Genomic DNA, 13,956 nt, shown 5'->3' with positions numbered 1-13,956 from the left:
CTTTATTAATTTTTGGAATAAATGTATGACACAGACAGAACTTATTAAAAGATTAGCTAGGCGAACTGATTTAAACATGAAAGAGATTAATCTTTTCCTTAAAGAACTTGGATTGGAAGCACAAAAAGCATTGCTTGCAGGCGATGAAATTTGCCTACCAGGCATTGGTAAATTGAGTGCTAGATTGCGAAAAGAAAGAATAGGTCGAAATCCGGCAACGGGAGATAAGATGCTTATAACTGCTCGTCGAGTAGCTGTTTTTAACCCTATTAAGAATCTTAAAGATGCAATTAATCCTTAAACTATGTTAGCGTGTAAATAACACATTGTTGTGAAATCTGGATATCCCTGATAAATAATTTTTTTAATTAAATTATTTCTTGCGCAATTGATCCTGACTGAAAATGATCGGGCATTATTCAATCCAACGAGAGGATCGGCATGGCAAACAAGCTGTATGGCAGTGCCCAGGCGGCATTGGCAGATATTTTAAAAGATGGGCAAACCTTGGCTGTAGGCGGCTTTGGTTTGTGTGGCATACCTGAGGCATTGATCGACGCAGTTCGTGATCTGGGTGTCAAGGATTTAACTTGCATCAGCAACAATGCTGGCGTCGATGGCTTTGGCCTGGGTAAATTACTGACGACGCGTCAAATCAAAAAAATGATTTCCAGCTATGTCGGTGAAAACAAGGAATTTGAACGCCAATACCTGTCTGGAGAACTGGCGCTGGAATTTACACCCCAAGGCACACTGGCAGAAAAGCTGCGTGCCGGTGGTGCCGGCATTCCCGCCTTTTTTACCAAGACTGGCGTGGGCACCATCGTTGCCGAGGGCAAGGAATTGCGCGAGTTTGACGGCCAGACTTATGTGATGGAGCGAGCGTTGACAGCCGATGTGGCTTTGGTCAAGGCCTATAAGGCCGATCGTGCCGGTAATCTGGTGTACCGCAAGACCGCACGTAATTTCAACCCCAATGTCGCCACTGCTGGCAAGATGACTGTTGCCGAAGTTGAAATTCTGGTCGAGAACGGCGAGCTGGCACCTGATGAAATTCATACGCCGGGTATTTTTGTTCAGCGCATTGTGGTCAATGCCACCCCGGAAAAACGCATTGAACAACGCACCATCACGCCTTCCAAATAAAGCGGCTGGTGCGACTAAAAAGCGTTTCAAGAAAGTTTTTCTGAACCGAATTCAAGAAGGATGAAGCATGGCTTGGACAAGAGATGAAATGGCAGCAAGGGCTGCCAAAGAATTGCAGGATGGTTTTTACGTCAACCTGGGGATTGGTTTGCCAACCTTGGTTGCCAATCACGTACCCGATCATATGGAAGTCTGGCTGCAATCAGAAAATGGTCTGCTGGGAATTGGCCCGTTTCCAACTGAAGATGAGATTGATGCCGATCTGATCAACGCGGGCAAGCAGACGGTGACGACCTTAAAAGGCTCCAGTATTTTTAGCAGTGCCGACTCATTTGGCATGATTCGCGGTGGTCACATCAGTCTGGCGATTTTGGGGGCGATGCAGGTCAGTGAAAAAGGTGATCTGGCCAACTGGATGATTCCAGGCAAAATGATCAAGGGCATGGGCGGCGCGATGGATCTGGTGGCAGGCGTCAAACGTGTCGTCGTACTCATGGAGCATGTTGCCAAGGGTGATGTCCATAAAATTCTTAAAGAGTGTGATTTGCCTTTGACAGGGCTGGGCGTGGTCAATCTGATCATTACCGACTTGGCGGTGATTGAAGTCACACCAGATGGTTTGACGGTGCTGGAGTTGGCACCGGATGTGACTCAGGAAGAATTGACCCGGAAAACCGGAGCCGCATTGAAATTTTAATAATATAAATTAATTATTCGCATAATTCATTTTCATGAAAATTTCATCGACTACTTTGATTTCTTTTAGAAGATGCAATCAAAGTCCATAATTAAGTAGGGAATAGCTAAAATTAAGCAAATATAGGAATAAACAAGCTAATCGATGAAAAGCTATAAGAAATTAGTCTGAGTTGATTAGTTGGGTGTTGCAGCTAAATACGGTCAAAAATCCGGATTACCTGTTATTTATTCAAAAAACCAAAGAAAATCGTGGATTTGTAAGTGTTATGAGACAGTTGATTTGCCAGATTAAGAGAGCTAGTCATGCATTAAATATTGAACTACTAATTTAGATAGTTTTCTTGTCTATCATTGATAACTTATAAATATTTTTGTTGGATCATTTCTCTTTTTGGTTGAATGCCTGTGAATGCTTAAAGTGCTCGATAAAATTCTCTGTTTTCATGATATGACAGTGATGAGTCTTCTGTTTCTGCAACACCATTGTTATATTTACATCGCCAAACGCATCGGCCCATTCGGAATAATTTAAAATTGTAGTCAACTTTACACTAGTTCATTCATACAAATTGAAAGGCAAATCAAACAGCAATCCACTGTCTGATTCCGAGAACGGTAATTCCCCTTCATCCGAGATCGCCTTATCCACATTCCTCAATTGCTTAGCAAAGTATTCTGATTAACCTTGTAATTTTCAGCATTTAACGCGTAGACCACTGCTTTTTAAGGAATGAGTAAACACGTGCGCTTGGATTGAGTAATCGAATACAATGCAGGAAGCTGCCCTATGCTTAATATTTAATGGTCAGTTATGAAATCATAAGGATCTCATTGAGTTTTAGACTAGCACGCCAACTAAATGGTCCTAAAAACCAGAGCCCCCATCCGCAAGGTATGAAGTAAAGCAACATAAAAAATATAGACAAAATTATAGTGTGGACAGGCTCTGCCGAATGAGCCGCTACGACAAAATAGAAAAAATAGCCACTTGTTGTGATGAATGCGAGCATCGCCAATATGATTAACGACTTAGTAAACCAGTGATGTCCAATTTCGATATGGCCATTTTTCTGCGATGAGACTGTCGAAGCAGCGAGTAGTCGGCGTAACTGCTTTTTTGAAACGATGTCTTGGTCTAGTAGGCGCTTAAAAATCACATAAGCTGTCAAGTTGACTGGAATCCAAAACTCAATATTGGATAAATGATGGATGAGTTGATCTCGCCAATACGCTTCTTTGGCAGTCGTTAGATTTGATCGCCCTAATATGGCTTTGACTCGCATTAAGCCCAGGACACCAAGTGGGCAATTAAACACTTCAGTGATGGTGGGTAAAAAGCTAAGTGCTGCAAGTTTGGCGCGCCATTCGGCGGCAGGTTTGATGACAATATATATCTACTTCGAAGGCATCATCGCTGAAGGCGTGGATCAAACTGATTTCTCAAAGGTAGTTCATTTCTCGTGTGCCATTTTATGCAGCAATATTTTCGTCTGATTAGCAAGACCCTTCGCATTGTTGCCATCCTGGCACTTGCCCCCGTCGCCTTATGTGCGTTGCTGAGTGCGTTTACTTTCATCGGTGCTGCGCTAACGGGTTGGGGTAGTGATGTCTTAATCTGGTCGACGCTAGGCGCTCTATCCACTATGAGTGTATTTCTCTGCACCTATAGGGTTTTCAAAAGCAAATATCTTCAGCTTCGCTGGGTGTTATTAATCTTCGTAGCATCCGTCTTGTTGACGACTCCCGGAATAGCGCTGATGCTAACGTTTGTTAAGAATCCGCCCTGAATGTATTTCTTCCTTCGATCTAAATCCCATTAATTCGGCGCAAATTTTTACTATACTGACTGCTCTGCATAGTTGAAGGGGTTTGATCATGACCACCATGACTGATATGGAAGAATGGCTTTTCAAAGAAGCAGCACCCAAAACTCCTGATGAAGTTTATTCTCTCTATAAAGCGGTGCAGGACGGCGCACAAAAAGGCATTTTCGATTGCAAAGTGTTCGCCGGTAGGCATGAATGGTTGATCAAGTGTGGGCGCGCATCCTCTACCTTGCTGCTTGCCTCTGTCAAAGCAAAAGGGCTTTTTCTCTCCCTGATCCACTATTTTTATGCTGATCCTGAAATCGATATGGATGATTGGTATCGCTACAGCCAAGCCGTTACTATCTAAGAGTTAGCACTTATTTCGGGTAAATGGCGCATGCCTAGAGTCATTGCATCTGACTCCAAATCGAGATAGGGCTTCTATCTCTCCGACATTCTTCAACATCACAAACAAAATGACATTGACGAGAGTTTCGATCGCACAACTCGCCCTTTTCACGAGTATGTAGTGAGGCCCTGATATGAACTGGGCACGTTGGAAATTTTAACCACTTATAAAACGCCACGTCGATCCATTGCACGTTGAAGAGTTGCTCTCCAATTAAGTTACGCACAATCACTACGTCGTCTTGAACCTGATCCGAAAAGTCGGCAGGAATTTCTGGCATAGGCTCGACTTCTTGTCCTTGGCTTAGGCTTACCCAGCTATGAGAATCACGGACGTGATCTTTCTCACCGTTTTCTAGAATGGAAAATGTGTGCCATGTAGTTTCTTGCTCGAGGTTTGATTTTCCTCTCCAGGCAGTTACACGGATACTGGTAAATGAGTTCTTAAATTGAGTCAGTAAACTTATGAAATTAGTCAATATGGTTTCCCCATCAGGTAATAGGGAGAGCGTTTCCTGATTAATAGGCAAACAGGCTTTTATCTCAACATCTGGCTCAATCTCCTCTACTGTGGCGTAAGCCAATGACGAAAAAAGCAAGAAGCTTACAAACATCAACAAAAGCAGGACTTTATTTCTACGCATAGGCAATCTATTTATCTACTGTTACTGAGGTGAGCTTGGTGTGCAGCCTTCACCTTAATATGTCGATGGAAATTGAACAATAGTATGTTTGGACTAGCCTTATACAAACTCAACTTGGCAAAGGGCTTCACCATTTTGACACGCAGCTCCGCTATGCTTGCGGGTTTTCGACTATCCCTTGAAATCATGCCTTCCTCTCCGAGTAGCAAGCCGCCGAGCGACCTGGACTTGCAAAAAGCCCGCGATTGTCAATTTACCGGCCCACTGACAAGGGTTCTGTTGCTGGTGCGGTTTTGGTTAAAACTGGGGCCTGATCCCAGGCCGTGAAGGGGTTCACTTCAGCCTGGCACCGGCTTTATAGCGCAAAGTGCAGTGCCTTCCAGCTTTTCCAGATTATTGCAAACTGATAACCGGCAACGGGTTTTGCTGTCGTCACCTTACAGGTTGATTCGACCATCTGGGCCACCCTATTCGGACTATTTTAAGCCTGTATTGCGAGGGGCTTTTTGTCACACAGTTCCGCTAGAGTCAGCAGCAGCCGTCAAGGCTTGCGCTTGTTCACACCACTTTACTCAGGGAATTAATATGAAAATCAGCTTATTTAAAGCGAGCCAAGCGCTCGCCTTTTGTGCCGTGTTATTGACAGCCTGTGTTGGCACTAGCGTCGCCAATGCGAGTGTCATTTACAGCAATTACACCGCGTCCGATAGCCTCGGATCACAAGGGCGCACAGTTTACGGCACATCGAATTTTGCCGGGGGTAACGATCCGGCTTATTCATTTGTGGCGACATCGACTGGTAGCGTTTCAGAGATTGATCTAGGTCTATCCATCACCAGCGGTAATGTGGTCGCCAGCCTGTGGTCTGCGGCAACAGGTTGTGGCACAGGTAGCTATTCGAGTAGTTGCGGCAAGCTAACACCGACGGCGCAACTAGGTGCATGGAATGTCCCAACCAGCGCGGCCTTGTTTCACAGCATCAGCAATATCTCGGGCGTGATCTTGACTACAGGCAATACCTATTTCATGCGGTTATCGCCAGGAACACCCACTACCCAAGCCGGTTGGCGCGACAATGTGCAAGGTGCGAGTGGTCAGTTATGGCAGTGTGGTGGATCGAACGCCAGTTATACAGCTTGTCTTGGTTATACCAATGTGGGTACGGCCACTTCAGGGGGTTTTGCAGTACTGAGTAATGCCAGTCCGGTTCCCTTGCCAGCGGCTGCCTGGTTGATGCTGGGTGGATTGAGCGGTTTAGGCGTACTGGGTAGAAAGAAACGTACAGCCTAGGTAGGAAGTAAGGCGACCGCGATGCGCGTCGCTGTCGCTTTATTACTTTGCCAATATCTCACACTTTTGACTGTCGGGTCTTATTGATGAAACTATTACCCTATGGTCTATCCGTTCTCACCTGACCGTACAGCTAGATCTGAGAATTACCATGTCGATCCCTATATAGACTGGTTATCTTCAAATCAAGATTTACAGAAAGCAAGAGATTGAGCTGTTTACAGAATCAATTTCCAAGGTACTTTTGTTGAGACGACTCTGGCTGAATTTGGGAGCTGATCCACATCCACCATTACCTATCAGGCGCAAATAACGATCGATTAAATCTAATCCTTAGATTCCTTTTCGGCGTGATCGGTTGCGTTGAAACACAGTAGCAGCGCCAAGCAAAGAAATAGCGCTAGGGTAAACACAATGCCAGCCTGTTCAGACAGATGCGATACCGTATAGACCATCCCTACCCAAAACACGAATAACGCAGACATATAAGCCGCGATTACCAAATAGGCTGGAAACCCAGTTTTGACTTTCAGACCCGAGGCATGCGTGACAAACCACAGATTGGTGTGGCAAATAGTGCAATAACTGACAAGTGAGGCAAAGTACATAAGTAATTCAGGCGCACTGATGCGCCTGAATTACTTATGAGTGACTAGATACCAGTGCAAATGGTATAAATATTATTGATGGTATACGCGGCGGCAGCAGGTGTTGAGGCGGTTACTGCCGCACCAACAACCGCCTGTACACCGCCAGTATTGGAGAGGCCATCATCCATGGTGCTGTCCAGTTGTGCCGCAATTTTATTGTCCAGGGCACCGCTACAGACGAAAACCGTACTGGCTGTAATCGTGCTGATAACAGTATTGGAAGTAATGCCCAGCTTTCCACCCACCGAGTTACTGGCACTACCCACACCAGCATCCCCAGTCAGGAAACCACCTGCTCTGGCGTGGTTCCAGAAGACCGATGATTCGTTACCAGCGGTCGCAACACCCGCAGCGGTGCCAACCCAGGTGCCGGTATTGATTCGACCGTTGCCGGCGTTGGCTGCGGTTGGTGTCACAATTGTGGCACCGTTGACTGTTGCGCCGAGGTGAGCAGTCGTCGCAGCAAGTACATCATCGCCTGGAATGGAGCGGAACCGGTCTTGATATCCGTAGTAGGCGGCACTGACAGCACGGATTTCATTGGCCAGTGCTTTGACTTTAGCGCTGGAAATCATTTCCTGGCCTTTAAGAACACCGCCCAGCAATAGGCCAATAATCACCAATACAATCGCAATTTCAACTAATGTAAAACCGGCTTGTTGATGTTTTTTCATATTATTCCCTTATGGTAAAAAATTATTCTTATCTGGTTTGATCAAAAGGTATTACCTATCTGCTATTTTCAAAAATAATCAAATGGCTAGATCAAATATCGACTTTGGCTTGGCAAACTTGAGTTTTTTTAATTCGGCGATGAATCAAAACTGTGCATTTTTAGTCGGTTGTTCAAGAACCTTAGTTCTTCCGGATCGGTAATCTGACCAGTTTCCAGTAATGCACCAAGCAGTATTTGTGCACTTTGCTGTTCCTCCATATCTTCAAGAATAAAGATTTCCATCTGACTGGCCCAATGTGGTATCCCAGGATCATTGGCACTCAGACGAATTGCCTGCGCATATTTTCTGGCAAGTGGCAGATCATGTAGCCGGTGCTTGGCGATGATTGCGGCATGGGCAAGCCATGGCCAACGGTGATTCGGGTCCTCAAAGAAATGGGTATAGATAAATTCCAGCATACTGCGCTGTCTGTCTGGCTCAGCGACTTCAGCATAAATGCGGCTGGCCATGAGTAATGGATATTGTGAGGCTGGATCTAATGCCTGAATATGATCAAGCCAGCTTTCCAGTATCGGGTAATCAAGTCTTGCCAGTGGTATTTGAGCACCAGTCTGATTGTCAAAGGATTGGGTATATAGCATCAAGGCTTTGGCAAGGGCAATGGGTTCACCCAGACTTAGCAGCCTTAGCGTGGCTATATCAGGTGGTGCTGCCAGTTTGTCGAGCCTGGCTGATAAGGTAGTTGGCCTGACGTTGAACGCAATTTGCAGAACCAGACTCAAGACCAGAAACATCAGGACTGGTCGTGGGACATAACGTAAGGGACGGTCACGCATGATTATACGTTCCTGCGATGCAAATCAAATAATGACGCAGCGCTCAACAAAGTGAGGTAGATGCTGGCCTGCAGAAATAAAGGCAGAATCATATCCAGTGTACCGTTACGGTAGACCAGCCATTCTGTTCTGGCAAACTGATCCAGATGTGGCATAACAGTGCTGATGATATCAATGAAAAAAGCAATGAATCGTTGCAGCAGGCTTTGGCTACCGTTGGTTCCATGACCAATCAGATGTATGACGCTGATGGATCGTCCTAACAGATAAAATGCCATGGATGTGCTCAGGGCAGTCATTGTCTGGTTAAACGTGAACGCACAGAGCAGGCTGAAACCAGCCACCAGCCATAACTCGAATCCCAATGTAATAGACCACAAGGCACTTTGCTGCCAGGAGCTCAGTAACAGCGTCAGAACACCACAAGCGAGTGAGGGTAAAACAGCCAGAAAAGTAAAGCCGGCCAATTTACCTAGCAAGTAGACTGACCGAGAAATGGGCAATGCCAGCAACAGGTCGATACTTTTATCGTTAAACTCGCGCACCATGCTGGTCACCACAAAAGTGGCGACAAGAAACGCCAGGGAAAAACGCAGGAAAACAGCAAGCAACGCCACCTGCATTTCCCGTTGCTCGGTAATGGCGAGTTCCCCTAAAAAGACGGTGAGTCCAATACCGCAAAGCAGGATCAGACCGACCAGCCAGAGAATCCGGTTTCTCAAACCCTCCAGAATGGTGTAATAAGCGATGGTGCGAATTTGTAAAAACATGATGTGATCTTTGCTTCAGGGAAGTGAGCCAGCCATGATCATTCGGCTAAACAGGGTGTTGAGTGACAGCCAGGTGACAATGTCGTCAAACTCACCATTGGGTGCGTTGGCCGGTGTTGGATCATGAGCAACAAAGACCGCATCATTATTGGCACTTCCTGGATTGGGATTGGCGGCTTCATCTAATGTGGCACCACCATTTGCGGCATTTTTACCCAATGAATAAATGATGATTGGGACATTGTTGGCCAGCGTGTTGCCGAGGCCCCCACCACAGTTTGTCGCCGATATGCCGCTGGCGCTGGCGCAGACAGAAAGTAGTGGTAATGTGGCTGCGACATTGTTGATCCCGGCACTTCGGAGACCATTGGTCCGGGTAAACGGATTGGTGACAGCATTGATAGTGCCCGTGTAGACCGCATAATGGATTCGGTTCTGAGTCAGACCCCAGGCGTCAATGGCATAACCCTGACCATCACTGGGCATGATACCTAGTGTGGCAGCGGGTAGAAAACCATTATAAAAATTTGAACAAAGCCCATTGCTGGCATTTCCACCACCAGCAAAACTCTCTTGACCAGCCGATGTGGCCGATGCAGGACATGGTAAACGGCCATTGGCTGCCGCAAACCCCAGTAACGCTTCTTTGATCTGTTCCAGCGTTTTTCTGGTATCTGTCGCTTTTTGTTGCTGCACCTGTGTTGCAATGGGCATCAACATACCACCCAGCAACAAACCTACAATGACAAGCACAATGGCCATCTCGGCCAGAGTAAAGCCGGATAATCTGTTTTTTGAATAATGGATCATCATGGTTTGAACCTAAGGTGAAACAATGAATAGCTGATCGTTGTAGATGGTGCTGCGAACTGTCTCAACAGGATCGTAAGTATCATTGCCATTGGTATTTTCGATACTGTCCAGATAATCACTGACCAGCATGGAGGGATAACCGGTTTGTGCTCCACCTTTGGCAGCATACGGTGGTGTTGTCAGTGCTGGAATCTGAGCAGGTACATTGATAACGGGTCTTCCGGTTGTAATCAACAATGCTCGAGAATTGATTAGCGTACCAACTCGCAAATAAGTGTTATTCGGTGCGGGTCGATTACATTTGACTGTGCCGGGGATACAGGCTGGTGCCACGGTGTAGTAGAGATAGTTGTACCATTTTCCGAGATTGAACCAGCCTGGCATACCGGCCAGGAAATCACCTGCGCCACAATTACCAACAGCAGTAGGCAGCATTCCACGGGTGTTGCCTGAAACACAATCACCGGTAGAGCTGCCTATACTGGCTGCAAATGGAAAATAGTTTTTATTGGCATAGAAATTTCGCAAATTGATTTTCATTTCAAGAGCTGCCCGTTTTTCCGCTGCGGCAATCAATTCATCAATTGTGATGTAGACGATCTTGTCATTGAAGTAGTACGGTTGTGCATAGCCTGGGTCTGTGGCGGCAACAATCCGGCTGTCTTTGCCCATAATGAAATCGTTACCCGGATTCAGATTGGCATTGCTATAAGTACCAGCAACACAAGGGGCCTGACAGGCAGCTGTCACAGTCACCGTATCCAGATAGGCGGCAGTACCAGCCAGCGTTGTCGTGGTGCGGTTTTGTGTACCGAGAGGTGCACCTGGCAGGATAATGACTGCAGCGACCCGATTGGAGAGTATGTTACCCTTTTCATCATGTACGGTTAACCAAGGATAGGCGAGTTTACCCGTTGTACAGGTATAGCTCCCCTGATATTGCCAATTCAGAACCGCAGAATTGAGCATGGGCTCAAAGCAGGGATCAAGCAGATTGGCCGACACGGCATACCATGGCATCATGCCCGTCGGATCACTGGCACTGGGTGCCTCCAATACCAGACCAAGTGATTTCCAGGGTAATCGTCCCTGGCATCGAATGGCTGCCCCGGTACTGATCAGATTATTACCCGGTACCCAAGTAGTAAAGGGACAGCCGAGATTGCTTGATCCATCATAATTGAGTGCAGGGATCTCGTTGATCGCAAGATTATCGGGTGCCGGCAGTTTACCCAGCGCAGCACCACCAGGCAAGGTTGCCCAATTGATCAGAGCTTCTTTGGACTGAGCCAACAAGGTGGAGCTGGCCTTGTCATAGATCAGTTGTGCATTATTTTTATTGAGGGCATTGAGTAGAAGTGCAGCAGCAGAAATTGTGAATATGGCCAGAATAATCAACAAGGCCGCACCACTTTGTGTGGATCGGGCACGCGTTCGCTGAACGTCTCGGCGAGACCTCTGGTTTGGCTTAGGCGCAATTTTTGTGATGATGATCAAAGATGCCATGATTGTCATGATTATTTAATCTGGCGAGAGGAGGTCGTCTCGCTGATTTCATGGGTAACACCAGTCTCGGTATCAAACGTTTGTCCGACTTTCAAATGAATATTTTTTCCAGATCGCAATGTAAGCAGCACATTTGATGTGCTGACAGATGTGGCAAGAGCATGGCTCTGTGGCGATGTGATGCCGTCATTATGAGCAAGTTGATTGATCCAGACCGTGGTTTTGCCGCTACTGCGTTTCAGGAAACCATTCAGGGTAACGGGCGCATCATTCAGCGTTTGGCTGGTGATAGGGGTTGTTCCGTCTGCCTGACGTAGCTTGTCCAGCGCACGACGTTCTGCCACCGACATGAATAACCGTCCCATCGATTCATCTGCCATCACATCGGCATGAGTCAGCGTCATCAGGCATAAAAACAAAATGAATCGCATGATGCTGTCCTTCAATGCAGGTTACCGGCTGATGCCAGTGTATTATTGGTATTGGGGTCAGTCAGCGTAATCCAGTACATCGTGCAGTCGACATCAAGGCGTGGTGATAACGCATTGACGATCACTGTATCGGCGTGTCCCATCGTGCATTCCTGGAGTGCATAAGTCACAGTACGCTTGAGTCTATCGAGAAAACGGAACAGATCCATTTCATGAAGCAATCGCATGTGTAACTTTAATCGGCTGCCTTGAAGCTGATAATCCATGACTGGAATTGTGGGATCAAGAATAAAAGCCTGTTGGGGACCAACTTCAAAAGTGAGTGATGGCAGCTGGAGCGTTGTTTGGATATGCCTGATTTGCTCTATCCACTCCAAACGTTTTTCAGGGCCGATAAAACCGTGTTGCTGCAAATCTAAAAACTGCGGCAAGAATTTTGTGATGTCCTGATTTTCCTCTGCCAGGAGCCGATTCTGCTCGTTCAGATTTGAAAGCTGCTCGGTCATCTGCAGCTTGGCATCGTGCCGTTTGCTTAGTAAAAACTCACTATTCAAGATCAGCCCCATGCTGAATAACAGACAAACGATAAACACAATGAGTGAATTTCTTATAAATGGTAAATCCTTCTTCATGGCAGAATAAGTCCTGCTTCGGATTGTGAAAGATGTTTGAGCTGTCATGATATTGATTCCTTAAGGATGCCAGATCAGTTTTAAGGAAAAAGCACCCTTGATATCGCTTTCCTCATTGCTCATGAGACCTTCCAGCGTTGTTGATGATCGAGTGTCAAAAGGGTTGCGAATCACTTCGATCGCGATGTTTTTATTTCGGGTCAGCAAATCACCAAACTGCCGCAGACTTTCTACGGCAAATCGGTAATTTCTTTGATAGGGAACAATCTCCCCCTCAATCAATAATGTCTGAGTCACTTTCTGTGGTACGCCGATATGAATTGCCGCTGGCCTGGGTTCCAATCCGTCTGTAGTGGGCTCTTGTGTACTGACAGCGGTATCACCAGTATGGTCATCAATGGTGTTATTGGCTTTCCATTGCAAGCGATCCAGTCTGATTTGTGGCATTCTGTCCAATACTTGGCTGAGATGTCCTATCAGGTAGTCCAGATCCGGATGATTGCTGGCAAGCATGTCAGCAATCTCCACTGAGGCTTTCAGCGTTTGTGAATTCACGGGAGTAGGCGGCAGCGCTGATTTGGCAAGTTGCAGCTTCATTTCAGCAATATTGTTTTGCTGCATCAATTGCTCAAGCTGATTTTGCTCTTGATAGATATCAAGTGTATTTAACCCACTCCATAGCAGTGCTGCAAGCAGTATCAGCGTACTGGATGCATAAAGAGAAAAATTGACTCGCCACAACCGATATCGATGTGTCTGTTCAGCGGGCGCATAATTGGCCTGTAATGATTTTCTGGCTAATAGCGCCAGAAATATTTCTTCAACATGCTCGGCTCGGATTGGGTGATATTGCCTGTCAGACAGACGTGAAAAAATATGATTGATGTCAATGTACTCATGTTCAAGAGGCACCGTGTCTACACGGCTTGAGATGAGCAGTTTGATATCAGCAGCCGTACCTATCAGAACAGTATGGACAACACTGCTGCGTGGCAGTAACCGCGTGTTGGTCAGGAATTGCTGGGTTTTTGCCGTTTCATTCAAAACAGCTTCAGCAATGGTTTCTTGCCGTTGTTCTGTTGATGGTGTCAATCGACTGAACTTGAGTCTGCCATTCTGAAAATAGCTCTGACGGATCCCACTGGATTGACATGTGACGAGCAATAAATGCTCATGTTCAAAATGACATGCGCCGATCAATCGTTCGCTCAAATGTGCTGACGAGTATATGCCTACCAGCGGTATATCATTTTGAGCAATGGCATCAAGCCATGGTGTCAGAAGACTGGGATTGGTCAGGGCACTAAATAATACCTTGTCATCTTTGCGTCCATCGATGGCACGACCCTGCTGCAGGGCCAGATGATAGGGGGTATCTCTGTATAGTTGTGTCAGGCGCCGCTGTTTGAGCGTTTGCTTTACCTTGCCAAAAACATGCGGTAACAGATCGCATTGAAAATCTTCTTCAATCAGATCGGTCAGTATTGAAGTACGGATTGTTTTATGATTTTGAACGTATTCGGCAAAAGCCTGCCAGCCATGTGAGTCATTGGCAAATTGATCATCGATAGCCAATAGACCCTGCTGCTCCTGATATACGGTGAGTTGATTATTGGTTAAATAGAAAAACTGTTTATTCACAGAGA

At 46.2% G+C, this 13,956-nt stretch carries 15 protein-coding genes; 6 read left to right on the top strand and 9 right to left on the bottom strand.

Annotation, left to right across the window (positions count from 1 at the left end):
• The first annotated feature begins 25 nt into the window (after positions 1-25).
• From ACMYR3_RS11010 to ACMYR3_RS10990, 5 genes are all read left to right on the top strand, one after another.
• A complete protein-coding gene (locus ACMYR3_RS11010) occupies positions 26-301 on the top strand; it encodes an HU family DNA-binding protein (protein WP_424191999.1) in 276 nt (91 codons plus the stop codon).
• Positions 302-441: 140 nt separating this feature from the next.
• Positions 442-1,146, top strand: coding sequence for a CoA transferase subunit A (locus ACMYR3_RS11005; protein ID WP_424191998.1), 705 nt, complete (start codon positions 442-444; stop codon positions 1,144-1,146).
• Positions 1,147-1,213: 67 nt separating this feature from the next.
• Positions 1,214-1,843, top strand: coding sequence for a CoA transferase subunit B (locus tag ACMYR3_RS11000; RefSeq protein WP_424191997.1), 630 nt, complete (start codon positions 1,214-1,216; stop codon positions 1,841-1,843).
• A gap of 1,268 nt (positions 1,844-3,111) precedes the next feature.
• Positions 3,112-3,339 (top strand): hypothetical protein, encoded by a 228-nt coding sequence (locus ACMYR3_RS10995; protein ID WP_424191996.1) that lies wholly within the window; start codon positions 3,112-3,114, stop codon positions 3,337-3,339.
• 381 nt (positions 3,340-3,720) lie between these two features.
• Entirely contained in the window at positions 3,721-4,020 is a 300-nt protein-coding gene (locus ACMYR3_RS10990) for a hypothetical protein (RefSeq protein WP_424191995.1), read from the top strand.
• 40 nt (positions 4,021-4,060) lie between these two features.
• Here the strand turns inward: ACMYR3_RS10990 and ACMYR3_RS10985 are convergent, their stop codons facing one another.
• Positions 4,061-4,705: a hypothetical protein gene (locus ACMYR3_RS10985; protein ID WP_424191994.1), complete on the bottom strand. Its 645-nt coding sequence runs from the start codon at positions 4,703-4,705 to the stop codon at positions 4,061-4,063.
• Positions 4,706-5,290: 585 nt separating this feature from the next.
• Between ACMYR3_RS10985 and ACMYR3_RS10980 the strand changes: the two genes are divergently transcribed.
• A complete protein-coding gene (locus tag ACMYR3_RS10980; protein ID WP_424191993.1) occupies positions 5,291-5,995 on the top strand; it encodes a VPLPA-CTERM sorting domain-containing protein in 705 nt (234 codons plus the stop codon).
• A gap of 652 nt (positions 5,996-6,647) precedes the next feature.
• Here the strand turns inward: ACMYR3_RS10980 and ACMYR3_RS10975 are convergent.
• The 8 genes from ACMYR3_RS10975 to ACMYR3_RS10940 form a co-directional block, all read right to left on the bottom strand.
• Positions 6,648-7,319 (bottom strand): prepilin-type N-terminal cleavage/methylation domain-containing protein, encoded by a 672-nt coding sequence (locus ACMYR3_RS10975; RefSeq protein ID WP_424191992.1) that lies wholly within the window; start codon positions 7,317-7,319, stop codon positions 6,648-6,650.
• Between the two features lie 128 nt (positions 7,320-7,447).
• Positions 7,448-8,158 (bottom strand): hypothetical protein, encoded by a 711-nt coding sequence (locus tag ACMYR3_RS10970; protein WP_424191991.1) that lies wholly within the window; start codon positions 8,156-8,158, stop codon positions 7,448-7,450.
• A gap of 2 nt (positions 8,159-8,160) precedes the next feature.
• Positions 8,161-8,928: an ABC transporter permease gene (locus tag ACMYR3_RS10965; protein WP_424191990.1), complete on the bottom strand. Its 768-nt coding sequence runs from the start codon at positions 8,926-8,928 to the stop codon at positions 8,161-8,163.
• 15 nt (positions 8,929-8,943) lie between these two features.
• Positions 8,944-9,741: a type II secretion system protein gene (locus tag ACMYR3_RS10960; protein ID WP_424191989.1), complete on the bottom strand. Its 798-nt coding sequence runs from the start codon at positions 9,739-9,741 to the stop codon at positions 8,944-8,946.
• Between the two features lie 9 nt (positions 9,742-9,750).
• On the bottom strand, positions 9,751-11,247 hold the full coding sequence (locus ACMYR3_RS10955; RefSeq protein WP_424191988.1) for a hypothetical protein: 1,497 nt from the start codon (positions 11,245-11,247) through the stop codon (positions 9,751-9,753).
• A gap of 11 nt (positions 11,248-11,258) precedes the next feature.
• Positions 11,259-11,678 (bottom strand): hypothetical protein, encoded by a 420-nt coding sequence (locus tag ACMYR3_RS10950; RefSeq protein WP_424191987.1) that lies wholly within the window; start codon positions 11,676-11,678, stop codon positions 11,259-11,261.
• Positions 11,679-11,689: 11 nt separating this feature from the next.
• Positions 11,690-12,310: a hypothetical protein gene (locus tag ACMYR3_RS10945; RefSeq protein ID WP_424191986.1), complete on the bottom strand. Its 621-nt coding sequence runs from the start codon at positions 12,308-12,310 to the stop codon at positions 11,690-11,692.
• A 60-nt stretch (positions 12,311-12,370) separates the two neighbouring features.
• Positions 12,371-13,951 carry a hypothetical protein gene (locus tag ACMYR3_RS10940; RefSeq protein ID WP_424191985.1) on the bottom strand — a complete coding sequence of 527 codons (1,581 nt, stop codon included), beginning with the start codon at positions 13,949-13,951 and terminating at the stop codon, positions 12,371-12,373.
• Positions 13,952-13,956: the final 5 nt, after the last annotated feature.

Source organism: Ampullimonas aquatilis (assembly GCF_049675895.1).
In the GTDB taxonomy this organism is placed as follows: domain Bacteria; phylum Pseudomonadota; class Gammaproteobacteria; order Burkholderiales; family Burkholderiaceae_D; genus Ampullimonas; species Ampullimonas aquatilis.
This window is presented reverse-complemented; position numbering and strand designations above follow the sequence as displayed.